The 22,851-nt window shown below is 52.8% G+C and carries 28 protein-coding genes and 1 tRNA gene; 21 read left to right on the forward strand and 8 right to left on the reverse strand.

Features of this window, described 5'->3' with window-relative positions:
- The first annotated feature begins 44 nt into the window (after positions 1–44).
- A complete protein-coding gene (locus AAH450_RS01135) occupies positions 45–332 on the forward strand; it encodes a hypothetical protein (protein ID WP_342908533.1) in 288 nt (95 codons plus the stop codon).
- A gap of 118 nt (positions 333–450) precedes the next feature.
- On the opposite strand, the gene AAH450_RS01140 is transcribed toward AAH450_RS01135, so the two are convergent.
- Positions 451–603, reverse strand: a complete 153-nt coding sequence (locus tag AAH450_RS01140; RefSeq protein WP_342908534.1) for a hypothetical protein — start codon at positions 601–603, stop codon at positions 451–453.
- A 297-nt stretch (positions 604–900) separates the two neighbouring features.
- Here AAH450_RS01140 and AAH450_RS01145 point away from each other — a divergent pair, with 297 nt between their 5' ends.
- Complete coding sequence (locus AAH450_RS01145) at positions 901–1,782, forward strand: SMP-30/gluconolactonase/LRE family protein (RefSeq protein WP_342908535.1); 882 nt, start codon at positions 901–903, stop codon at positions 1,780–1,782.
- A 70-nt stretch (positions 1,783–1,852) separates the two neighbouring features.
- Here the strand turns inward: AAH450_RS01145 and AAH450_RS01150 are convergent, their stop codons facing one another.
- From AAH450_RS01150 to AAH450_RS01165, 4 genes are all read right to left on the reverse strand, one after another.
- Complete coding sequence (locus AAH450_RS01150) at positions 1,853–3,079, reverse strand: L-lactate MFS transporter (RefSeq protein WP_342908536.1); 1,227 nt, start codon at positions 3,077–3,079, stop codon at positions 1,853–1,855.
- Positions 3,080–3,263: 184 nt separating this feature from the next.
- Positions 3,264–4,514 (reverse strand): mechanosensitive ion channel family protein, encoded by a 1,251-nt coding sequence (locus AAH450_RS01155; protein WP_342908537.1) that lies wholly within the window; start codon positions 4,512–4,514, stop codon positions 3,264–3,266.
- Between the two features lie 435 nt (positions 4,515–4,949).
- A complete protein-coding gene (locus tag AAH450_RS01160) occupies positions 4,950–5,162 on the reverse strand; it encodes a hypothetical protein (protein ID WP_342908538.1) in 213 nt (70 codons plus the stop codon).
- A gap of 151 nt (positions 5,163–5,313) precedes the next feature.
- On the reverse strand, positions 5,314–5,634 hold the full coding sequence (locus AAH450_RS01165) for a hypothetical protein (RefSeq protein ID WP_342908539.1): 321 nt from the start codon (positions 5,632–5,634) through the stop codon (positions 5,314–5,316).
- Between the two features lie 335 nt (positions 5,635–5,969).
- Here AAH450_RS01165 and AAH450_RS01170 point away from each other — a divergent pair, with 335 nt between their 5' ends.
- From AAH450_RS01170 to AAH450_RS01205, 8 genes are all read left to right on the forward strand, one after another.
- On the forward strand, positions 5,970–6,308 hold the full coding sequence (locus AAH450_RS01170) for a hypothetical protein (RefSeq protein WP_342908540.1): 339 nt from the start codon (positions 5,970–5,972) through the stop codon (positions 6,306–6,308).
- A gap of 17 nt (positions 6,309–6,325) precedes the next feature.
- Entirely contained in the window at positions 6,326–6,622 is a 297-nt protein-coding gene (locus AAH450_RS01175; protein WP_342908541.1) for a hypothetical protein, read from the forward strand.
- A 242-nt stretch (positions 6,623–6,864) separates the two neighbouring features.
- On the forward strand, positions 6,865–7,515 hold the full coding sequence (gene zinT / locus AAH450_RS01180) for a metal-binding protein ZinT (RefSeq protein WP_342908542.1): 651 nt from the start codon (positions 6,865–6,867) through the stop codon (positions 7,513–7,515).
- A gap of 136 nt (positions 7,516–7,651) precedes the next feature.
- Positions 7,652–8,335, forward strand: coding sequence for an SOS response-associated peptidase family protein (locus tag AAH450_RS01185; protein ID WP_342908543.1), 684 nt, complete (start codon positions 7,652–7,654; stop codon positions 8,333–8,335).
- Positions 8,336–8,406: 71 nt separating this feature from the next.
- Positions 8,407–8,574, forward strand: a complete 168-nt coding sequence (locus tag AAH450_RS01190; RefSeq protein WP_342908544.1) for a hypothetical protein — start codon at positions 8,407–8,409, stop codon at positions 8,572–8,574.
- A gap of 44 nt (positions 8,575–8,618) precedes the next feature.
- A complete protein-coding gene (locus AAH450_RS01195; RefSeq protein ID WP_342908545.1) occupies positions 8,619–8,762 on the forward strand; it encodes a hypothetical protein in 144 nt (47 codons plus the stop codon).
- Positions 8,763–8,882: 120 nt separating this feature from the next.
- Positions 8,883–9,038: a hypothetical protein gene (locus tag AAH450_RS01200; RefSeq protein ID WP_318790780.1), complete on the forward strand. Its 156-nt coding sequence runs from the start codon at positions 8,883–8,885 to the stop codon at positions 9,036–9,038.
- Between the two features lie 568 nt (positions 9,039–9,606).
- Positions 9,607–11,004 carry a VasL domain-containing protein gene (locus AAH450_RS01205; protein ID WP_342908546.1) on the forward strand — a complete coding sequence of 466 codons (1,398 nt, stop codon included), beginning with the start codon at positions 9,607–9,609 and terminating at the stop codon, positions 11,002–11,004.
- Between the two features lie 52 nt (positions 11,005–11,056).
- On the opposite strand, the gene AAH450_RS01210 is transcribed toward AAH450_RS01205, so the two are convergent.
- Both AAH450_RS01210 and AAH450_RS01215 read right to left on the reverse strand, forming a co-directional pair.
- A tRNA-Arg gene (locus tag AAH450_RS01210) sits at positions 11,057–11,131 on the reverse strand.
- 598 nt (positions 11,132–11,729) lie between these two features.
- Positions 11,730–12,650: a formate/nitrite transporter family protein gene (locus AAH450_RS01215; RefSeq protein ID WP_342908547.1), complete on the reverse strand. Its 921-nt coding sequence runs from the start codon at positions 12,648–12,650 to the stop codon at positions 11,730–11,732.
- Positions 12,651–12,890: 240 nt separating this feature from the next.
- Here AAH450_RS01215 and ccmA point away from each other — a divergent pair, with 240 nt between their 5' ends.
- Genes ccmA through mlaA form a run of 10 tightly spaced genes read left to right on the forward strand, consistent with a single transcriptional unit; the run spans position 12,891 to position 20,642 of the window.
- On the forward strand, positions 12,891–13,508 hold the full coding sequence (gene ccmA, locus AAH450_RS01220; RefSeq protein ID WP_342909544.1) for a cytochrome c biogenesis heme-transporting ATPase CcmA: 618 nt from the start codon (positions 12,891–12,893) through the stop codon (positions 13,506–13,508).
- On the forward strand, positions 13,508–14,167 hold the full coding sequence (gene ccmB / locus AAH450_RS01225) for a heme exporter protein CcmB (RefSeq protein WP_342908548.1): 660 nt from the start codon (positions 13,508–13,510) through the stop codon (positions 14,165–14,167). The genes ccmA and ccmB overlap by 1 nt, the downstream gene beginning before the upstream one ends.
- A gap of 52 nt (positions 14,168–14,219) precedes the next feature.
- Positions 14,220–14,963 (forward strand): heme ABC transporter permease, encoded by a 744-nt coding sequence (locus AAH450_RS01230; protein WP_342908549.1) that lies wholly within the window; start codon positions 14,220–14,222, stop codon positions 14,961–14,963.
- Positions 14,960–15,193, forward strand: coding sequence for a heme exporter protein CcmD (gene ccmD, locus AAH450_RS01235; protein ID WP_342908550.1), 234 nt, complete (start codon positions 14,960–14,962; stop codon positions 15,191–15,193). Before AAH450_RS01230 ends, ccmD begins: the two co-directional genes overlap by 4 nt.
- A complete protein-coding gene (gene ccmE, locus AAH450_RS01240; RefSeq protein ID WP_342908551.1) occupies positions 15,190–15,675 on the forward strand; it encodes a cytochrome c maturation protein CcmE in 486 nt (161 codons plus the stop codon). The genes ccmD and ccmE overlap by 4 nt, the downstream gene beginning before the upstream one ends.
- Positions 15,672–17,627 (forward strand): heme lyase CcmF/NrfE family subunit, encoded by a 1,956-nt coding sequence (locus AAH450_RS01245; RefSeq protein WP_342908552.1) that lies wholly within the window; start codon positions 15,672–15,674, stop codon positions 17,625–17,627. The genes ccmE and AAH450_RS01245 overlap by 4 nt, the downstream gene beginning before the upstream one ends.
- Complete coding sequence (locus AAH450_RS01250) at positions 17,624–18,181, forward strand: DsbE family thiol:disulfide interchange protein (RefSeq protein WP_342908553.1); 558 nt, start codon at positions 17,624–17,626, stop codon at positions 18,179–18,181. Before AAH450_RS01245 ends, AAH450_RS01250 begins: the two co-directional genes overlap by 4 nt.
- Positions 18,178–18,636 carry a cytochrome c-type biogenesis protein gene (locus tag AAH450_RS01255; RefSeq protein ID WP_342908554.1) on the forward strand — a complete coding sequence of 153 codons (459 nt, stop codon included), beginning with the start codon at positions 18,178–18,180 and terminating at the stop codon, positions 18,634–18,636. Before AAH450_RS01250 ends, AAH450_RS01255 begins: the two co-directional genes overlap by 4 nt.
- Positions 18,636–19,847 carry a c-type cytochrome biogenesis protein CcmI gene (gene ccmI / locus AAH450_RS01260; RefSeq protein WP_342908555.1) on the forward strand — a complete coding sequence of 404 codons (1,212 nt, stop codon included), beginning with the start codon at positions 18,636–18,638 and terminating at the stop codon, positions 19,845–19,847. Before AAH450_RS01255 ends, ccmI begins: the two co-directional genes overlap by 1 nt.
- A 33-nt stretch (positions 19,848–19,880) precedes the next feature.
- Positions 19,881–20,642, forward strand: coding sequence for a phospholipid-binding lipoprotein MlaA (mlaA, locus tag AAH450_RS01265; protein WP_342908556.1), 762 nt, complete (start codon positions 19,881–19,883; stop codon positions 20,640–20,642).
- A 146-nt stretch (positions 20,643–20,788) separates the two neighbouring features.
- Here the strand turns inward: mlaA and fadL are convergent, their stop codons facing one another.
- Entirely contained in the window at positions 20,789–22,072 is a 1,284-nt protein-coding gene (gene fadL / locus AAH450_RS01270) for a long-chain fatty acid transporter FadL (protein WP_342908557.1), read from the reverse strand.
- 374 nt (positions 22,073–22,446) lie between these two features.
- On the opposite strand from fadL, the gene AAH450_RS01275 reads away from it, so the two are divergent.
- Complete coding sequence (locus AAH450_RS01275; RefSeq protein ID WP_342908558.1) at positions 22,447–22,743, forward strand: YfcZ/YiiS family protein; 297 nt, start codon at positions 22,447–22,449, stop codon at positions 22,741–22,743.
- Positions 22,744–22,851 lie beyond the last annotated feature (108 nt).

Genomic DNA, 22,851 nt, shown 5'->3' on the forward strand with positions numbered 1-22,851 from the left:
AGAGGCTCGCTGGTATTATGCCGCACCGAAAGTAAGGAGCTGACATGAAGAAGTTTGTAACGGGCGCGGTTGCGCTGGCGATATTTATGCTGGCCGGCTGCACATCATCTAAGCCAGGAGCATTTGAAAAAATCGATGAGGATCCTGCGGTAAATACTGTGCAGTATCGTTTTAATCCCTCCACCGTAAATAAAACGGCGCTGGACGAGGATGTGGAACGCTACTGTTCGGAACGTGGGTTTGATAAAGTTGAGCCAATTAAGCCGCAGGAAAGCCGGGTTCCCGGATTAATGAAGGCCTGGTATCAGTGTAATTACAGCATTAAAAGCTAAAACGAAAAAAGGGCGGGAATATTTTCCCGCCTAATATTTTTCTACTCTTTCTTTTTATATTGCCGTGTGCAGGCTTTGCCCGCTTGAGGGTGAATACTCACCCTCTTATAATGCCTTTCTACCAGCCCCGGTGACGACCATTGTCGTGATGATGTCCGCCATGGTGGCCGCCGCCATGATGATAGCCGCCGCGATAGCCATCATGAACAATACATCCGCTCAGCATAAACATCACACCTACCACCGACGCAATCTTAATGAATGCTTTCATTGTGAATACCCCTTCACTTTTTCAATGACTACAACTTTACGAGATAAAAGTGGAGGAATAATGCCGCTAATGTAGAGTTATTTAGACAGATATTTCAAAATAATACAGTGGGAAGAGTATTGCGGCGAAGTGCATAATCATAAATAAGATAAGGCCGAAAAAAAAGGCTTTTCAGCCGGAATGCTCTTAATTTAATGTTTGCAGCAAAATAATGGCGGCAAAATTGGCAGCTATCCTCTGCGCACAATTTTCTCATTTTGCAGTAAGCTTAGAGCTTAACGCAAATAAGGAGAGAATATGGATTATCAGGTGGAAAACGTATTGCAGGCGCAGGCGGAGCTTGGCGAATGCCCGGTATGGTCCGTCAGTGAGCAGGTGCTCTATTTTGTCGATATTCTGGCACCCGCCCTGCATCGCTTCGATCCACAAACTGGCGACCACCAGCAGTTTCCGGTAGCGGAGCATATTGGCTGCTTTGGCCTGAATGCAGAGGGCGGTTTTGTCGCCGCGCTTCGTAGCGGCGTCTGTATGCTGGATGCGCAGGGGAAAATTGTGAAGCGCTTGGCGCCAAATCCTGGCGAGGCAGAGCGCAGCCGCTTTAACGATGGCCGGGTTGACCGGCATGGTCGGTTCTGGTGCGGCACGCTCTGGGAACCGCAGGATCGCCCTGGCGCGCTGCTCTGCCGGCTCGATGAGCATCTCCAGCTGACGGTACAGGCTGACGATATCAAAATCTCTAACGGACTGGCGTTCTCCCCCGACAGCCGCTGGATGTACCAGACTGATACGCCTGAGGGGATCCTCTGGCGCTACCCTGTGGATGAGCAGGGCGAAATTGGCGCGCGTGAAGTGCTGAAACGCTTTGAGCAGGGGCCTGGTGGGTTACCGGATGGTGCGGCAGTCGACAGCGAAGGCTTCTACTGGGTCGCCATGTTTGACGGTTCACGCGTAATACGCCTTAACCCAGCCAACGGTGAGATAGTGGATGAAATTCCACTGCCGGTACGCTGGCCGACGATGGTGGCGTTTGGGGGTGAAGATCTGAAAACGCTCTACATCACCAGCTCCAGGGAAGATCGTAGCGCAGAGGAGCTGGCAGAGTATCCCCAGTCAGGCGACCTGTTCGCGGTGCGGGTCGGTGTGGCAGGCATAGCGGAGCCGCTGTTTCAGGGGAAATAGCGGCGCGGAGTGGTCGGCAGAATCGACATGAGCTTTTGCCAGGTGCAGATTAGCACCTGGCTAATCAGCCTCAGGCATGTTGCAGCGTTTTCTTGCTCTCTTCAGCACGGTGCGGCAGCCGGATAGTGGCGGACATAATCAGTGAAATCACCAGCAGCGCCATAATCAGGCTGAAAGTGATAGTGAAGCCGCCAAACAGTGAGGCAATCAGCGAGCCAAGTACGCTGCCGATACCGAATCCCAGATAGATAAGACCGTAATTTTTGGTCAGGTTATTCAGGCCGAAGAAGTCGCTGACCAGTGAAGGATAAACGGTAATAGTGCCGCCAAAACTAAAGGCGATACAGGCAATGGAGATAAAGAAGGTGAATTCATTCATCCGGGTAAACAGCAGGATGCTCATACCCGTCAGCGAGATAACCTGAGCGAGAGTGATTACCCGGATGCGGGCCACTTTATCGGACATCACCCCAAGGATCAGCCTGCCGCTCAGGTTAGCAATAGCAATGATGGTCACGGCACTGGCCGCCGTCTGCGTTGAGAGATGCACCAGGCCTTCACCGATATCTTTAGCCACGCCAATCACATAGAGACCGCTCATGCAGGCTGTCAGGAACATCAGCGCCAGCATCCAGTACTGTGGCAGACGTATCGCCTCAGCCAGCGAGAAATCACGCGCGCGGCCGGTGCTGTTTTGTGAAGAGGGTTGCTGTTTGGGCGCATCCTTCATAAACAGCGCACCCAGCATGATCATCGCCATCGCCAGACCTCCCCAGATCATAAAGGTGCTTTCCAGGCTGTAGACGCTCAGCAGATAACCGCAGATAAACTTGAAACCCAGGCTGCCTAAGCCATAGGCACCAATGGCGCAGGCAGAAATCAACCCTTTGCGCTCCGGGAACCACTTCACGCAGTTCGACAGCGTCATCAGATACCCTGCACCATCCGCCAGGCCTACCAGTACACCCGCGCTCAGGTAAAGCATAAACAGGTTGTCGGCGTGAGCGGTAAGCGCAAACCCCAGAGCCATCAATAAACCGGCACCGAGGGTAACGTTACGTACGCCAAAGCGTTCCTGGAGTTTACCCGCCAGCGAAGAGGCGACAGCCAGCCCCAGACTCAGCAAGCCAAACGAAAAGGCTACCTGGCTGACGGAAGCATCCAGCTTTTGCGAGAGCTGGCCATTGAACAGGCTCCAGGTATAGACGGAACCCAGTGCAAACTGGGTGATGATGGTGCCAAACAGGGTGAGCCAACGGGTACGGTTGACGCTGGTACTGACGGGCTGTGTGCTCATGGAAAGCTCCCGGAGGAAAGTTTAAGAAATTAAGCACATCTTAGGGCGGCTCTTTCGCGGGCGGGGAAACAAAGGCATGAACTGCCTGCATAAAGGAATGAAATGCCGCTCAAAGGGTATGAACGGCGGCACAAAAGGCAGCTGGCGGGCACTCTGTTGTGAAAGTTGCCCGCCTGATTACTCCTTATTCTGCGGAGGATAAACGCATATTGCGCATATCGTTGCCGGTTGGCGACTGATGCACACGCAGCCCGAACTCTGGCAGTACGGCAAAGATAAGGTCGAAAATATCTGACTGAATCTTTTCATACTCCAGCCACGCGGTGGTGTTGGTGAAGGCGTAGATCTCCACAGGCAGGCCTTCAGAGCCGGGTGCCAGCTGGCGAACCATCAGCGTCATCTCTTTGTGGATCTGCGGATGCGCCCTTAACCAGGCCTCCAGCCACGCACGGAACGTGCCGATATTGGTCATGTGACGGCCATTAAGCGGCGTTGACAGATCGCATTGCAGGCGGGAATTATAGCTCGCCACCTCCCGGCTTTTCTCTTCCAGATAAGGCGTCAGCAACTGCGCCCGCTTCAAGTCAGCAATATTCTGCTCAGAGAGAAAATGGATGCTGGTGGTATCGATGTTGATGCTGCGTTTGATCCTGCGACCGCCGGATTCAGACATCCCACGCCAGTTTTTGAAGGAGTCTGAGATCAGCGCATAGGTAGGGATAGTGGTAATGGTTTTATCCCAGTTACGGACTTTTACGGTCGTCAGACCGATATCCACCACGTCACCATCTGCGCCATATTTTGGCATATCCAGCCAGTCACCCATCTTCAGCATATTGTTTGCCGAGAGCTGGATACCAGCCACAAGACCGAGGATAGGGTCTTTAAATACCAGCATCAGTACCGCAGTCATCGCACCCAGACCGGTGAGCAGCACCAGCGGCGATTTGCCTATCAACACCGAAATCACCATCAGTGCTATCAGCAGCGCGGCAATCAGCTTCAGGCTCTGAAAAATACCACGAAGAGGTAACTGGTGCGCCAGTAAGCTTTTTTCTGAAAGCTCCAGACAAACATCCAGCAGCGAAAAGAACATCAGCAGGCTGAAGATCATCATCCAGACCTGGCTTGCCACCATCAGCACGCTGAAAACAGGCTCATTGCCCTGTAGGAACAGCTCAAGCTGAATTTGCAGCAGCACGCCCTGCATCAGCAGCAGGAACCGGCTGAAGAGCTTTTTATCAATAATGGATTTCGGCCACTGTCTTGACGATCGCTCTGCAAAACGTTTCAGGAAAGGCAGGGCAATGCTGTGAAGCAGACCGTGCACAATCAGGGAGATAAGCAGAATAATGCCGATAACAGCGAGCAGGGCGATCTGAGGGGCGTAAGGCAGATTTAACGTTTCAAACCAGCCAATAAGGTAGGCGTGCATAGTGTTTTTCCCTGTTGGTGAAGCGTCCAAAGTATGCCGGTTAATCAGCTAAATCGCGGCACATAAGCGAGTATCGCAGCAGGTTATCCAAAACCGGGCGATAAAAGAAGCGCAGGGTAGCGCTAAATTTCGCTGATGACAATCGTGAAATGGCCTGGTTTTAAGCGTGGCGGGGGATGAACAAAGTACAGGGAGAGAAGAAGTCACGCAGGTCGTTTCGCAGAAGGAGCGCAGCATTCAGCAAAACCTGCTGCCGGCAGTCAGACTGCGTAAAACACCCAGGCGCCGGGCGCTGAAGCTGCGCAGCGGGCGCTGGATATCTCTTCGTTTAAGGTTGGCAATGCTAATTAACAAAGGGGCCACGAACGTTGACCCTTTGTTTCCTGCACTCATCAGGCGTAAACCGGGATCCGCAGGCTTGTGGCGCGTTACAGGTTATTTTTGCACGTAGCTGCGAATGGCATCGGCAATGGCTTTACTGGCATGGCGATCGTTCCGGTGCTCGGCATCATCTGCAACCTTGAGCAGATATTTATTTAATTTGCCGCCAGTGGGCACATTGCCGTAGGCAATCAGCATCTGGACGATGTGCCTGAGGGCAAGCACTTCTACGGAAAGACGTTCAATAATGGGATCTTTTTCTGACATCAGGCACTCCGGCTAAGTCGGTATTTACTTGCCGGTAGTGTAAGGGAACGGAACATTTTTCAATCAGTGGAATACAACAGCAGAACGGCCGTAAATCAGCGCGGACTTTGATATGCACAGACTCATTATCACTCTTTCGCTACGGAATAATTCACGAGAGATAGAGGGCTGCGCCTGGCATTTTGAGCAGGGTGAAAAGCTCGCCTGCGGTACACTTTGTCAGCTCTTTGTGACAGGAAGCGTTGCTGTAACTGAGCGTGGAGATCCTTTTTAACTGATACCAGACCATGATTGCCGAAACGGCCAGCGAACAACTTTCATCACTTTGCTGACAAAGTAGCGTGTAGTGCCACTCTTCACCCAGTTCATTGGAGAAAAACTGCATCGCCTGGGGCGCTATCAGCGCTTTCAAATCGGGAAGTAAAGCTTTACTCACATGGCGGGACATATGCAGGGTAAATGTTGCTGGCATCAAGCGTCTCCTTGTTCTCAACGGCGCAGTTCTGATGTCTGAGCTCCCTCCTCAACAAAGTGACAGCTTTTCAGCGTCTGTGCCAGAGCCATTTTTCCTTCTGCGTAATAAATAAGAGGTCCAGAGCCGCTTCAAAATAGATCGGCTAAATAATTCGTATCAGGAAATAAATTATTCTTTCAGCCGTAGGTTATGGCTTAATTACTTGCTGCCCGCTTAGCGATCTCAGAAAAGTTTTCAGGTCGCTTGCATTATCAGTGCGTTATACTTTCTTACTGAGGATCGGGGGCTGAGTTTTGTCCATTCTTTAACTGTTACAGCAGGGGCCGTAATTAATGATCAAAATCCTGGCATTTTCATTGATGATGACAACGCTTTCTCCCGCGCTGGCCGCCCTACAGTGTGGGCCTTTTAAGCTGGAACCGCAGCAGGATGGGACAATTTTTGTGAATGGCGTTAAGCCCAAAAAACAGACGATGACTTATACCGGTAAAAAGGGCGATAGTGAAAACGTTGCTTATCATCTGCTGGTTAAAAATAGTAAAGCGCCCGGTATGCTGAGCCTCGATCACATTTATCATAACGGCACGGCCACGCTGAAAGCAGAAATTGTCAGAACCAGCAGCAGCCAGATTAAATTAACGGGTTCTTATGATTGTGAAAAACTGGATTAACCGATAAGGAAAAATCAATGAAAACAAGATGTTTTGCTCTGCTGCTGCTTTTTGCCGTGGCGGGCTGCACCTCCTCTTCGGGAAAAGATTTCGATGATACAAAACTCGCTAAAATTCATTATGGTCAGACATCGCGCCAGCAGCTGATCGATCTCTTTGGACAGCCCACAACCGAGACGCCCTACCCGGAAGGCCATTTGCTGATGATGTGGAGCTACAGTCAGGCCAAAGCGATGAGCACCACGGAAGGGAAAACGCTGACCGTCCAGCTGGATGATGGCAAAGTGAAAAGCTATACGGTGAGCAAGACCTAGCACAGCGGCCATCTGTTTCTGATGCGCAGTTGCACACCAGAGCAAAAGGGGACTATGCAGAAAGGATCCAAAGTCGCACAGGCACATTACTTTCGTGATCTCCTTCCAACATTTGCCTGCCGAGATGCTGTCCGACCCTGACCCGCCACTGGCGGGTTTTTTTATGGTCAGAAGAAAACTTGATGCAAGATATGTTATAACGTAACATTTATCGCTTCCGGGATTTCAACAAGGACAAAAACATGGCTGGTAAAGGTGAAAAATCTCTCTTAGCGCTGGGTGTACTGCTCATTAGCCATCAGGCGTTTGCTCATACCCATCACTCCCACGGGAAGCCGCTGACGGAAATGGAACAAAAAGCTGCGGAGGGTATTTTTAACGATCGGCAGGTGAAGGACAGAAGCCTGGCGGACTGGGATGGCGTATGGCAGTCCGTTTATCCTTATCTGCTCAATGGCGACCTCGATCCTGTTTTCAGAAAGAAAGCAGAGCAGGATAAAGGGCAAAGTGCGGAAGCTGTTAAGGCCTATTACCGTAAGGGATATGCCACCGGTGTTGAGTCAATCGGCATCGAAAATAACATCATGGAGTTTCATCTGGGCAATAAGGTGACCAGCTGTAAATATGATTATGCCGGGTACAAAATTCTGACCTATGCCTCAGGCAAAAAGGGCGTACGTTATCTGTTTGAATGTAAGGAGGCGGGGAGCCAGGCGCCGAAATATGTCCAGTTCAGCGATCACGGCATTATTCCGCGCCAGTCAGCGCATTACCATATTTTCATGGGCAATAGCTCGCAGGAAGCATTACTGAAAGAGATGGATAACTGGCCAACTTATTATCCTTTCCAGCTCACTTCGGCGCAGGTAGTGGATGAGATGCTGCACCACTAAGTTTTAACCGCACAGAGCTGACAGGTTCCGTTGCTGGCAGCGTTTTGTCAGAGACCCGGCTGGTTTTCAGATAAAAGAAGTCAGCGCGACCCACAGCGATGCGTTCTCCTGGCTATCCTTATTGCAGGAGGTGCCTGTGTGCGGACGATTTACTCAATACAGAACACGCGAAGACTATCTGAAAGAGTTTGCCGATAAAGCAGAACGCCAGATTGCTTACGATCATCAACCGCTGGGGCGCTATAACATTGCGCCCGGCACCAACGTGCTGTTGCTGAACCAGCGCGATAATGCCCTTCATCTTGATCCGGTGCACTGGGGCTATAAACCCGCCTGGTGGAACAAACAGCCTCTGATAAATGCCCGTGTTGAAACAGCCGCTACCGGACGCATGTTCAAACCCCTCTGGCAGCATGGCCGCGCTATCGTGATGGCTGATGGCTGGTATGAGTGGAAAAAGGAAGGCAGTAAGAAGCAGCCCTATTTTCTCTATCCTGAATCCGGTCAGCCCCTCTTTTTCGCCGCTATCGGCAAAGCGCCTTTTGATAAGCAGAATGAGGATGAAGGCTTTGTCATCATCACCGCTGCCAGCGATAAAGGTCTGGTGGATATTCACGACCGCAGACCGCTGGTATTGCAGGCCGACGCCATTATGGAGTGGCTTGACCCGGGGACAAGTAGCCAGCGAGCCAGTGAAATCGTGACTGAAAGTGCGCTCTCCGGGGAAGAGTTCACCTGGCACCCCGTTTCGAAAATGGTTGGCAACGTAAAGAACCAGATGGCCGGTTTGATTGATGAAATCGATAATCCGGCGGTATGAATCAGCATCTTTCCCTCAACTTTAGTCATCATCGACTAAACTTAACGTTCTGAACCCGAAAGGAGAGCGCCATGACAAAGCTTGATTCGAACGAGCACCGCCGTAAAGAGGGCGAAGTCAGTAAAGGGCTGCCGGAAGCGGCGCCGAATATGCAGAATCCCTACGAGGAAGACGATATGCCGGTTAACCCTGAGCGGCACTCTGAAAATAAATCGTCTCATCCTAATGATGATAAGTAAGCCCAGCAGGCTTGCTTTCCGGAATAACCTGTCAGGAGGAACCTATGACTAACCCTAATGCCATCGGCAATTCAGATGATGAAAAACATGCTTCTCAAAGCCCGACAGATCCGCAGGAGAAAGAAGGGTTGCAGCAGAAGGACGATCCTGGTTCTGCCCCGGAATCTGGTGATAAAGAGCCAGAGTGACAGAATTATTCAGCCGCCCTCCGGGCGGTTTTTTTATTGATGCTTTTGTGACGCAGGCCAGCAATTTGTGAGGCTTACCCTCTATATTTAGTAGACCCATTTGGGATAACGGAGGTGACTATGTCTGAACGCCCTGATTACCAGGAACCCCTTCCTGACGATGCAGAGTACCCTGCTGATGAAGATGAAAGAGAGGATGGGGAAGATATGCCTCTGGGCTCCGACGATGAAGATGAGGAAGAGCCTCTCGAAGATGATGATGACAGACCGCTGTAACTGAGAATCACCTTATCTTCTGCATAACCGCCTGCGGGCGGTTTTTTTATGGGGCAGGGAATGAAACCCCATCTGTTGCTCAGCACCCTTTTCTGGCAGCTTTCGCTGCCGATCATTTGTTCGGCCTGCGGAAGGCGTTAACCCCTTCACTCTGAATTCTTCACGCTTCTCCTTCTGCCGTCTGGCAGATTATTCTTAATATTTTTAATGAGTATTTGCACTTGCCTGGTATTGATTAACATCAATGTTTAATTACCTTTCTGCTGATCCTCCAATGTTCTTTAATTCTTCGCTATAAATAATCTCTTTTTTGGCTGAAGGGCAGTTTCTTTTTCTGGCTTGCTGAGATTATTTACTGCTAACAGAAAGGGGAAAGTTATCAGTAAATTTATTTTTCAGGGGTAAACAGAGGCGAATTTGATCTTGTATCGGCCATTATTCTATTATCGCCTGTTAAGGACTCTGGTTTAAAAGCATGAGAGGATCTGCATCGCTCTGACTGTGCAGAAAGTGAAGCGGCATAATTATCATCCCCAACTCTGTATGCAAAATGAATGGATATCTGGTCATGAATGACACTGCCCCCCGTAAAATTAAAACCGGCAACGACCCGCGTATGCTGGCCGATTATGCCGCTCTGCGTGATGAAATGGCTAAACTCTCCCATCCTGCCCGGCCCGATGTGAACTGGCGTGAAGCTGAAAAACTCTGCCTCTCGCTGTTTGAGCAAAATGGCGTGGAGCTGCAAAGTGCGGCCTGGTATACGCTTGTCCGCACACAACTGGCTGGGTTATCCGGCCTTAATGAAGGGCTGGCGATGCTGGAGGCTCTGATAAGCCATCAGTGGAGCACTTTCTGGCCGCAGCCGGTGCAGGTGCGTATGAGGATCCTTACCACTCTGAGCTACCGTATACAGCAAATAGTGCGAACTCTCCCCCTGAGCTACAGTGACCTCAGCCAGCTTAACCAGGCGGAACAGCAGCTTACCCTGATAGAGAGTGCGCTTCAGCGCATGGAACTCAAGCACCAGAGCCAGTTTGATACTTTGCGTAGCCAGATACACAACAATATAGCCAGAGTGGAAAACAGCGACGGCGTACCCGCTGCTGCTGCCCCCGCTATCGTGACGCCTCCGCAGGCTGAGGATAAGAGGGAAACGACTGCGGATATCTCTGCTGTTGCGGAGAAAACCTGGCTCTCCAGCACGGAGAAGTATGTACAGAGATCACAGCAGGAACAGCAGCCGGACAGGGAAGCGATGCCGGCTGCGGTAAACAGCTGGAGATCCTTCTTCGCCGGGATGTGTACCATGTTGGTGGTAAGCGTGGCAACGGTGTGGGGCTGGTCTGTTTTGCACCAGCCTGACCCATTACAGAGTCAGCTTGCTGCATCCCTGGCACCGTTACCCACTGCACTCACACCCACACAGCTGGCTGTGTTGCGTCAGCAATCTTATCCACCGCAAACCTTTATTACCGATACCCGCCAGCAGCTGGCGCGCTTAGGGCAGTTGCCACCCGACTGGAATATTGATTACGGTCGTCAACTGGCAGAACAGGCTCAGGCGCTGTGGCCAGAGCAGGCAAAACCCCTGATGGTGGAATGGCAGCAACAGCTCACTGCTGCTGCTTTGCCGGTAGAAGCCATGGGCGGCTGGCATCAGGGAATGGAGAAGCTACAGCAACTGAGCGATCGACTTAACAGGCTGGATGAGCAGCGGGGAAAATACATCACGGTGAGCGAACTGAAATCAGTGGTATTTTCCACCATGCAGTCATTTAGTCAGGCCGTTCCGGCTGAAGAACAACTGCGGGCGCTGTCACTGATTCCAGCCGCACAGGCTCTGCCTGTAGCCGCAAAGGCGCAGATTGAGATGCATCTGAAGCAACTTATCGCCCGTTATGCACTTCTCAGGCAGGCTGGCGTGCAGCATCCACTGAAACAGCAGGAAATCCCGGATAAGTGAAGAAAGGAACAGAGCGGATGAAAGTCAGGGCTGGGTAATACTGAGGATGAAATGGTGTCCCCTGCAGGAATCGAACCTGCAACTAGCCCTTAGGAGGGGCTCGTTATATCCATTTAACTAAGGAGACAGCGGCGTGGAGTATAGCGCGATTTCAGGCGTAAATTAACCGCTTAGCGGCTGACTGCTGTTTTTGTCGCCAGTTGGCGGAATGTTTACTCTGTTGCCCCTGATCAACGGGCCTGAAGCTGGCGTCCTGGTAAAGCCTTTACTCAATTTTTCTTCCTTAATGCTGATTTTTCAAACTTGATCCTTTCATAACAAAACCCGATGAATCGCTCTGACCAGAATTGATCATTTCAGGCTGTCTCCGCGCGGGCCGTATTCCTTAAAGTAGCTATTTTTGCGCTGGATCAATATCCACGTCAACGGGCAGGCCTAGTGTAAGCACTGTCAATTTGCGGCCACGCGCTAACGTCCTTAAGGGGTATTATCATGTCTGTGAAACTGTCGCTTGCGGTTCTCTCTGTGGTTTGGCTGGCTTACGTCTTCTTTGCTGGCTCTTTCTATGCCAACACATGGGCGATGTTTAATTAAATTTAATTAACGGCAGGCTTTATTGCCTGCCGTTAATACTTTGCAGCCCTGCATTCAGCCATTCACAGGTTGCCTGGAAAAAATAGCCAGAAGCAACCGGCTTAAACCGCCCGTGCTTTCACCGTTTTTTATCAGCTTTCCTGTTCTGCTTTCTTCCCTTCCTTTTTCTCTTTTGCTTTGGCATCGGCTCTGGCTTTTGCTTTCGCTTTGGTGCTCATATCGTTACGGATCTGCGCATGGCTGATCACCGCGAAAATAAAAGTACCCCCGATGATGTTGCCGGCGAGGGTAGGCAGGGCGAAAGGCCAGAGGAACTGATACCAGCTGATATCTCCGTTGAACACCAGATAAAGAACCTCTACGGAACCGACCACGATATGCGCCAGATCGCCCAGAGCAACCAGCCAGGTCATCAGCACAATGACCCATATTTTTGCCGCGCCAGCGGAAGGGAACATCCAGACCATTGTGGCAATAATCCAGCCCGAAACCACGGCGTTAGCAAACATCTCACCCGGCGTGTTTTCCATCACTTTATGACTGATGGTGACAAAAGCGTGTCGCGTCGCCTCGTCAAAAATCGGCATAAGGTTGAAAGCCAACGCCGCCAGTGCCGTGCCTGCCAGGTTACCACCCAGCACAATGCCCCACAGGCGAAGCAGCAGTAATATATTGCTGCCCGTTGGCTTATGCATAATGGGAAGCACAGCGGTAACGGTGTTCTCGGTGAACAGCTGTTGTCGCGCCATAATGACGATAATAAAGCCGAAGGTATAACCAAGGTTTTCCAGCAGGAAAGCGCCCGGCACCCCTTCCAGATTGGCCTGGAAAATACCTTTGGCCATCAGCGATGCGCCCATAGAGAGGCCAGCCGCAATCGCGGAAAACAGCAGCGCCATGCCGTCGCGTTCCAGCTCTTTTTCTCCCTCCTGGCGGATTTGTTCATGCACCGCCGCCGCTCTGGAGGGGAGGGCCTCTTCATCTACCTCAATCTCTTCATCCTGCTCGCTTTCTTCACTCTCTACTTCGCCATCTTCATGTTTCTTAGCCATTATTCTGTTCCCCAGCGGTTATTTTCCTCTTAAGCGTAGCGGGTTTCTGGCAGGATGGATTGTTACGATTTTTCAGGAGAAGCGTAACAAACCTTTAACCGCAAGGGTTTTTTATAAGATCTGTGACGCGTAACAGGCATAATGCTGCCAGCCCATAAGGATGCAGGCAGAGAGCAGGCTGCGATGACCTGATTGCCTGTGGTACTATTTCGACCCACTCTACTAAGCGCGACTTTTTTGATGCTGGAAGCCAACAATCTGACCTGCGTACGCGACGAACGTACCCTGTTCCACGATCTCAGTTTTACCGTTTCAGCGGGCGACATTGTCCAGATTGAAGGGGCCAACGGGGCGGGAAAAACCTCGCTACTGCGAATTCTTGCCGGGCTTAGCCGGGCAGAGCAGGGCGATGTCTTATGGCATCACCAACCTATCCGCCAGCAGCGTGAGAGCTGGCATGCTGCGCTGCTCTATCTTGGGCATCAGCCTGGCGTGAAAGCGGTGCTGACGGCGCGTGAGAATCTGCACTTTTATCATGCCAGCCAGTCGGAAGCCTCTCTGATGGCAGCCCTGGAGGAGGTTGACTTAGCCGGATTCGAAGACGTTGCCGTAGCGCAGCTTTCAGCGGGCCAGCAACGCCGGGTCGCGCTGGCCCGATTGTGGTTAAGCCGCTCGCCTCTATGGATCCTTGATGAACCTTTAACGGCTATTGATAAGTCAGGTGTGGCTAAGCTGATGGCGCTTTTTAATTTGCATGCAGAAAATGGCGGCATGGTCATTTTAACCACTCACCAGGAATTACCGGCCGCACACCGCACGGTTCGCAAAATTCGTCTTACCTCTTCGGAGGTAGTCTGATGTTCTGGCGCGTCCTCCGGCGTGAATTGCGCATTGCGTTCCGTAGCGGCTCGGAGATTATCAACCCGCTCTGGTTTTTCCTGATTGTGATAACCCTGTTCCCGCTGGGAATTGGGCCAGAACCGGCATTACTGGCGCGCATTGCGCCGGGAATTGTCTGGGTCGCTGCGCTGCTCTCTTCGCTACTGGCGCTGGAGCGTCTGTTTCGCGATGATTTTCTTGATGGATCGCTTGAACAGCTGCTGTTGTTGCCCGCACCGCTGCCGATAACAGTGCTGGGAAAAGTGGCCGCTCACTGGGTAGTCACAGGTCTGCCGCTGCTGTTGCTCTCTCCGCTGGCTGCGTTGCTGCTTTCGCTGGACTTTGTAAGCTGGCGCGCCATTGCGCTGACGCTGCTGCTGGGTACGCCCACCCTGAGCTTTCTGGGGGCAATAGGGGTAGGGTTGACGGTTGGACTGCGCCGGGGCGGCGTACTACTGAGTTTACTGGTACTGCCGCTGGCCGTACCGGTGCTGATTTTTGCCAGCGCAGCCATAGATGCTGCCAGCATGGGACTGCCGATTGACGGCTACCTGGCCATTTTAGGTGCTCTTTTGGTGGGTAGCGCAACGTTAGCGCCGTTCGCCACTGCCGCTGCACTGCGGGTCAGTGTGCATTAAGCATTTTACTGAACACCAGAACGCTTTTTCTTTTTATGTGAGCAAAATAATAATGTGGAAATGGTTACATCAACTCGGTAAGCCCGACCGGCTCTATCGGTTATGCGGACGTTTGGTGCCCTGGTTCGCGGTGCTGGGCATAGTTACTCTGTTACTGGGTTGGATATGGGGCTTTGGTTTTGCCCCGGCAGATTATCAGCAGGGCAACAGTTATCGCATCATGTATATCCATGTCCCGGCCGCGATGTGGTCTATGGGCATCTATGCATCAATGGCGATTGCGGCTTTTGTTGGTCTGGTCTGGCAATGGAAAACGGCCGATTTAGCGGCGGCAGCTATGGCTCCCGTGGGGGCTGCGTTTACCTTTATTGCGCTGATAACCGGTTCCGCCTGGGGCAAGCCCATGTGGGGAACCTGGTGGATCTGGGATGCCCGCCTGACCTCGGAGCTGGTTTTGCTGTTCCTCTATATGGGCGTAATCGCCCTCTATAACGCCTTTGACGACCGTCGGATGGCGGGACGTGCAGCTGGCATCCTGATCCTGGTGGGCGTGGTCAACCTGCCGATTATTCATTACTCGGTGCAGTGGTGGAATACGCTGCATCAAGGCTCATCCGGTATGCTTCAGCAGGCGATTGACCCCAGCATGCGCAGCCCGTTGCGCTGGTCAATTCTGGGTTATCTGCTGGTGTTTATCTCATTAACGCTGATGCGCCTGCGCAATCTGATCCTGTTTACGGAACGTCACCGTCCCTGGGTGGCGGACGTGGCGGCAAAAGGAGGGCGGAAAGCATGACGCCAGCATTCTCATCATGGCACGCTTTCTTCCAGATGGGCGGTTACGCCTTTTACGTCTGGCTGGCTGTGGCCTCTACCCTGATCGCCCTGGGCGTTCTGGTGCTGCACACGGTATTGCAGCGGCGCAGTCTGCTGCATGACATCCGTCAGCGGCAGAGCAGAGATCGCCGGATTCAGGCTGCCAAAAACCGTAAAGTTGCCAGTGAAAACGCAGGAGAGCAACCTTGAACCCTCGTCGTAAAAGCCGCCTGATTATGGTGGTCGCCATCCTTGTTGGCCTGGGCGTGGCAACATCATTAGTGATGTATGCCCTGCGATCCAATATCGATCTCTTCTACACGCCCAGTGAAATTCTTGAAGGAAAAGGCGAAGCCCGCATCAAGCCGGAAACCGGTCAGCGTTTGCGAGTAGGGGGAATGGTTATGCCTGGCAGCGTGAAACGCGATCCCAATACGCTGGCAGTCTCCTTCAAATTGTATGATGCGCGCGGCGTGATTGACGTCAGCTATCTTGGCATCTTGCCGGATCTGTTCCGGGAAGGGCAGGGCGTTGTGGCGCAGGGCGTGCTGGAAGAGGGCAACCTGGTGAATGCGAAAGAAGTACTGGCGAAGCATGATGAAAAGTACACGCCGCCAGAAATCGAGGATGCGATGAAAACGAATCATAAAGGGCCGCAGGCGGCTTACCAGGCACAAGGTGGCCAGTCATGATGCCTGAAATTGGCAGTTTTCTGCTCTGCCTTGCGCTTGCGCTCTCTCTGTTATTGAGCATTTACCCGTTATGGGGCGCAGCCCGTCAGGACAGCCGTTTAATGGGCCTGGCTCGTCCACTGAGTTATGCACTGTTTGCCTGCATTCTTGGCGCTTTCGCCGTACTGGTTCACGCTTTTGTGGTGAACGATTTTAGCGTGGCCTATGTGGCGACCAACTCCAATACGCTTTTACCGGTTTACTACCGGATAGCTGCCACCTGGGGCGCGCATGAAGGTTCTCTGCTGCTCTGGCTGCTGCTGCTGAGCACCTGGACGCTCGCCGTGGCGCTGTTCAGCCGCGGCATGCCGCTGGATTCAATCGCCAGAGTGCTGGCTGTCATGGGCATGATCAACCTCGGCTTCCTGCTGTTTATTACCCTGACCTCTAATCCCTTTACCCGAACGCTTCCGGACTTCCCGATAGATGGCAGCGATCTTAACCCGATGTTGCAGGATATTGGCCTGATCTTCCACCCGCCGCTGCTCTATATGGGGTATGTGGGTTTCTCCGTTGCGTTTGCTTTTGCTATCGCCTCGCTGATGGCCGGGCGTCTGGATACCGCCTGGGCGCGCTGGTCGCGTCCCTGGACCACGGCGGCCTGGGTTTTCCTCACCATTGGCATCGTTTTGGGTTCAGCCTGGGCCTATTATGAGCTGGGCTGGGGCGGCTGGTGGTTCTGGGACCCGGTAGAAAACGCCTCCTTTATGCCGTGGCTGGCAGGAACAGCGCTGATCCACTCGCTGGCCGTCACTGAAAAACGCGGCACCTTTAAAGCCTGGACCGTACTGCTGGCCATTACCGCTTTCTCTCTGAGTTTGCTGGGCACCTTCCTGGTTCGCTCTGGCGTGCTGGTTTCCGTGCACTCGTTCGCTTCGGATCCGGCCCGCGGCATGTTTATTCTGGCTTTCCTGGTCATCGTTATCGGCAGTTCGCTGCTGCTCTATGCCATCAAAGGCAGCAAAGTGCGTAGCCGGATACAGAATGAAGTCTGGTCCCGCGAATCCTTCCTGTTGGGGAACAACGTATTGCTGATAGCAGCGATGCTGGTGGTGCTGCTTGGCACGCTGTTGCCGCTGGTGCATAAGCAGCTGGGTCTGGGCAGTATCTCCATCGGCGAACCGTTCTTTAATACGCTGTTTACCTGGCTGATGGCGCCGATGGCGCTGATGCTGGGGATTGGCCCGCTGGTGCGCTGGCGTCGGGATGAGCCGCAGAAGCTGTGGAAGCGGCTGGCTGTTGCGATGATGGGGACGCTGGTTCTCTCCATCGTGCTGCCATGGCTGATGCAGGACCGCATCGAAGCGATGGCGGTGGTAGGGTTGCTGATGTCCATCTGGGTTATCTTCCTTACGCTGATGGAGCTGCACGAACGCGCCACCCATCGCCACAGCTTTTTTAAAGGGTTAACGCATCTGTCGCGCAGCCATTGGGGAATGGTGCTGGGTCATCTGGGCGTGGCCGTAACGGTGATTGGCATTGCTTTCAGCCAGAACTACAGCGTGGAGCGGGATGTGCGGATGCGCCCCGGCGACACGGTGGATATTCACGACTACCACTTTACCTTCCGTGATGTGCATAGCCTGCAAGGGCCAAACTACACCGGCGGCGCAGGCGTCATTGACGTTACGCGCAATGGCAAGCATGAAGCGACGCTACAGGCAGAAAAGCGCTACTACAGCGTGGCCCACACCATGATGACGGAAGCGGCTATCAATGGCGGCTTCACCAGGGATCTCTATGCGGCGTTGGGTGAAGAGCTGGGAGATAACTCCTGGGCGGTACGCATCTACTACAAACCCTTTGTGCGCTGGATCTGGTTCGGTGGAATATTTATGGCTGTTGGCGGGATCTTCTGCCTGTGCGATCCGCGCTATCGCTCGCGTAAAAAAGCGCAGAAGGAGCTGGCATGAACAAGAAAATTCTCTATATCCCCTTAGTGCTGTTTCTGCTGCTGGCTGCGGCGCTGATGTGGCAGCTGAATCGCAATGCCAACGGTGACGATCCTACGCTGCTGGAATCTGCACTGGTGGGCAAACCGGTGCCGGTATTTAAGCTGGAATCGCTGGATCAGCCGGGAAAAACTTACGATCAGTCGGTACTCACCGATGGCAAACCGATCCTGCTGAACGTCTGGGCGACCTGGTGCCCCACCTGCCGGGCTGAACATCAGTATCTCAATTCACTCGCCTCTACTGGCGTTCGTGTGGTTGGGCTGAATTACAAAGACGATCGCCCTAAAGCGATCAACTGGCTGAACTCGCTGGGCAACCCCTATGCGCTGAGCCTGTATGACGGTGATGGCATGCTGGGATTAGATCTTGGCGTCTACGGTGCCCCGGAAACTTTCCTGATTGATGGTAAAGGCATCATCCGCTATCGCCATGCGGGGGATCTGAATGACGAGGTATGGAACCGCGAAGTGAAGCCGCTTTGGGAAAAATACAGCAAGGAGAGCGGCGCGTGAAAGTTGCCCTGAGCCTGATGGTGGCGCTGTTAATCAGTTTTGCTGCCGCAGCTGACAATATTGATACCTATAAATTTAACTCGGTTGAGCAGGAGCAGCAGTATCGCCACCTGACCGAATCCCTCCGCTGCCCGAAGTGCCAGAACAACAGCATTGCGGACTCCAATGCGATGATCGCCAGCGATATGCGGCTGAAAGTCTATGAGCTGCTGCAACAAGGGCAGACGCCGGATCAGGTAAAGCAGTATATGGTTGCGCGTTACGGCAACTTCGTCACCTATGAACCGCCAGTGATGCCTTCCACCATTATTCTGTGGGCAGGCCCTGCGCTCTTTGTGATCATCGGTGCGCTGGTGATTATTTTGCGCAGCCGGAAACGGTCGCTGAACGACGAGATAGATGCGGAACAGCAACAGCGCCTGAACGCGCTTCTGAAGAAGAACGGGAAGCAATAATGAGTGGATTCTGGTTAACCATTCTGGCGCTGCTGGTAGCGTCATGCGCACTGCTGCTGATTGCCGGAGGACGCAAACAGCGCCCTTCTGCGGTCGATCGCGATGCGCTGAATAAATCTTTTTATCATCAGCGTCTGAAAGAGCTGGAGGAAGATGAAGAGCAGGGCGTAGTGGGCGAGCGGCCGGAAATGGTGCGTGAGTTGCAGCAAACCCTGCTGCTGGATATTCCTCAGGATGAAGAGGGCAGGGAGCGCAGCGTAGGCCGTTGGGTGCTGCTGCCGGGCGTGCTGGTGCTGATCCTGGTCAGCCTGGGTTTTTACTTCAAGACGGGCGGCTTCGCGCAGGTTTTATCCTGGCAGCAGGTGCAAAAAGATCTGCCTGCCCTGCGTGCGCAGGTGATGGACCCCGCTGCCAGGCCGCTGACGATGGAACAGCTGGCCAGGCTGGGCCTGGGCGTGCGTAGCTCATTACAGAACGATCCACAGAACGTCAATGACTGGCTGATGCTGGGACGAATAGGCATGGTGCTGAACAATGCTGCCACCGCTACCCAGGCCTTCCAGCACGCGCTGCAACTGGCGCCAAACGATCCTGAAGTAAAGCTCAGCTATGCTGATGTTCTGACCCGATCGCCGGACCCGCAGGATAATCGTCAGGCTGCGGTTATGCTGGATGAAATGGTGAAAACTGACGGGAGCAATCTGCGGGTGCTGAGCCTGTTGGCATTTAATGCTTTTAGCCAGCAGCACTACCCTGAAGCCATTGCAGTCTGGCAAAAGATGTTACAATTGTTACCTGCTGACGATAAGCGCGTGATCATGATCCAGCGCAGCATCGAACAGGCAAAAACCGAATCTGGTAAGCAAAACAGCCATCTGGCGCTTTCTGTCTCCCTGTCGCCAGGGGCAGAAAAAATGTTACCTGCGGATGGAGTGTTGTATATTTCTGTTGCTGATGGTGTTTCTCCCGTCCCGGTGGCGGTGAAAAAATTACCGTTAGGCCATTTTCCACTATCGCTGACGCTGGATGACAGCAACGCCATGATGCCGCAGCGTCTGCTCTCAGCGCAGCAGCAGGTTCAGGTACGCGTTCGCATCTCGCGCGACGGTAGCGCGAATCCGCAGCCAGGCGACTGGTTTGGACTCAGCGCCGTTACGTCTTTTGACGGTCACCAGCAGCTGGCTGTTGAGATTAATCAGCAGCAGCCGTAACGGCGGTATTACATTGATCACAGGGAGAAAGATATGAGCTACCGCATAACGGGCGTAGCGCTGGCCAGCGTGTTGCTGATTGGGTGTGCCAGTTCGAACACGGCGGATGCGCCGCAGGGGCGATCGGATCCGTTCGAAGGATTTAACCGTTCCATGTTCAACTTTAACTACAACGTGCTGGACCCCTATGTGGTACGCCCTGTGGCGGTAGCCTGGCGTGACTATCTTCCGGTGCCTGCCCGCACCGGCTTGAGCAATTTCCTCAGTAACCTGGATGAACCTTCCACCATGGTGAACTACTTTATTGAGGGCAAACCTTATAAAGCGATGATTCACTTCAACCGTTTCTTCCTGAATACCATTCTGGGGATGGGCGGCTTTATTGATGTGGCGACCATGGCGAACCCCAAGCTGGCGAAAGAAGAAGCGCGCGGGTTCGGCAGTACGCTGGGCAACTATGGCGTTGGCTATGGTCCCTATGTTGAAGTGCCGGGTTACGGTGGCTTTACTCCGCGTGAAGATGTAGGGGGTCTGGTAGACAATCTCTATGCTCCGCTGAGCTGGCTAACCTGGTGGATGTCCGCTGGTAAGTGGGCGCTGGAAGGCGTGGAAACTCGTTCTCAACTGCTGGATTCTGATGCAATCCTGCGCAACTCGCAGGACCCTTACGCCTTTGTCCGTGCGGCTTACTTCCAGCGTCATGACTTCCTGGCCAGCGATGGCAAGTTAATCCCGCAGGAAAATCCGAACGCGGCAGCCATTCAGGGCGATTTGGACGATATCGATTCCAACTAGTCCGTTGCGATGTCCTGTGTGACAGCTTTTTACATGGCCCGTTGCGCTGCTCCAGGCGACGGCTGTTCAGGATAATGTGAAATGCCCGTTACTAAGCCATAAAAAAGGCCTGTCTTATGACAGGCCTTTTGCTTTTGTAGAGGTAATCAGAACTTGTAGTTAAAGCTTGCCCCATACAGCCAGGCTTTACCGGTAGAGTTAAAGGTATAGCCGCCTTCTTCAACCGTGACGTGCTGGCCGTGCATCCAGGAGAGGCCCACATCCACTGACGCATCCTGGTTAAAGGCATAGGAAGCACCGGCGCTCAGCCAGAGACGATCCTGGTCCGGAATGGAGATAGAGCGGTTCTCGGCAGGCACCGGACTGTCGTCAAAAGCGATACCGGTGCGGAAAGTCCAGTTTTCGTCATAGTAATAGGAGGTTCCGAGAGCAATGCGGTAGGCATCTTTATACTCCTCGGTTTTCTGGAACAGCGTCTGTCCCTGGGTACCGGTTGCTTTCAGCTCCTGGAACTGGCTCCAGCTGGTGTAAGCCAGGCTGTAGTGCACCGCCCACTGCGGTGCCACTTTATGGTAGCCCGAAAGCTCCCACATTTCCGGCAGGTTCAGGGTCAACGAACCCGGAATGGTGCTGCCGCTGGTGCCGTAAGGCAGGCCAAAATTGCCGGCCTGATTAATAGGGTTAAATGCGGCAGGAATACTGCTTTTATAATCGCCATCAAAATCGATTTTTACTTCGGAACGATAGGTAAAGCCGAAGCGGTTATTATCATCGACTTCATAAAGGATACCGGCGTTCCAGCCGTAGCCCCATTCTTCACCCTTGAGGTGTGCAATCTGCGTATCTGCTGGCAGACCAAGAGCCGGGCCTGTTTCTCCGGCATAACGTTCGATTTTCGCCCGCGCATAAACCGCGTCAAAACCAACGCCAAAACTAAAATGCTGATTCAGACGGTAAGCGGTACTCAAATTAAAGTTAACGGTTTGCAGATCGGTTTTACCGGCATAAGGGCCAGCTGCGTAATCATCATTAAATTCGGTTGCCAGACCATAATTAGAAGTGGCGGAAGCCCCAAGCCACCATTGATCGTTAATTGGCTGAACATAATGAATATTCGGTACCCATTGCGTCGGCGCAATATTATTGGCATTCAGGCTTTGGCCAGACTGGCTGTCACCATCAATATTAACATCAGGATCAATAAATACCGCGCCGATGGAGAACATCGGGCGATCCATCAGCGCCATTGTGGCCGGGTTGCGGCTGGCAGAGGCTGCGGTATCACCAATTGCGCCTTCGCCGGAATAAGCGCGGCCCAACCCGATGGTGGAGAATTCATTCAGTTGAAAGCCGGCTGCATAAACGTTCGACGTAACAATTGCCACTGCAACAGCAAGCGCAGATTTCGCAAACAGGTTTTTATGGTTCATGACCACAACCTCATTTATCTGGTTTTTATTAAACTCTGTTACATGAAGTAACAGGAGATTGTAAAGTGTAGGGACTGACAGACGGCGAACAAATCAGACCAGTGGCCCCAGTATAGGTCTGACCTGTGCTCATGTTGCAATATTGTTTTATAAATATTTCTAAAATGATCCAAGAAAAGCGATCTGCATAGCAAAAAGCAGGGAACCCGGATTGGGCATCGCCAGTCTAACTTGTTTCAGATCAATTTTAACTGTGATTTTCGTCACTTAACGGCGCTATCCGTGGCCCCGGCCAGACAACCTTTCACGGCAGGCGTAAAATAGATCCCAGTGATTTTACTTCTGCCGTTTTAGCGGCTAACCGGAGATCCCTTATGACCAATGCTCTGAAAAAATGCAGTGCAAATGAAACGGCCGCCTGCTGCTGTGTTGATGTAGGCACCATTATGGATAATACCGACTGCACCGCCAGCTGGAGCCAGCTGTATGAAACCCGCCAGCAGGCGGAAGCGATGCTGGCGACGCTGACTGAAAAAGCGCGTCAGGTAGAGTCCGATCCCTGCGTTATTGAGGCCCGCTTCAGCGAACAGGCCGGCGGCGTACTGCTTGAGGCTGACTTCACTTTCAGCTGTCAGGCAGAAACAATGATTTTCCAGCTCGGCCTGCGTTAATCCCCGGCATGAGCGGGCGTTGCCCGCTCATTGTTCCCGAAGCGTGTTTCCTCTCGCAATTTTCTCTTAATTCCCGTGCAGAACGCAGAAATCTGGTTAACCTTAGAG

The organism is Erwinia magellanica (assembly GCF_039023495.1).
Classification (GTDB): Bacteria; Pseudomonadota; Gammaproteobacteria; order Enterobacterales; family Enterobacteriaceae; genus Erwinia.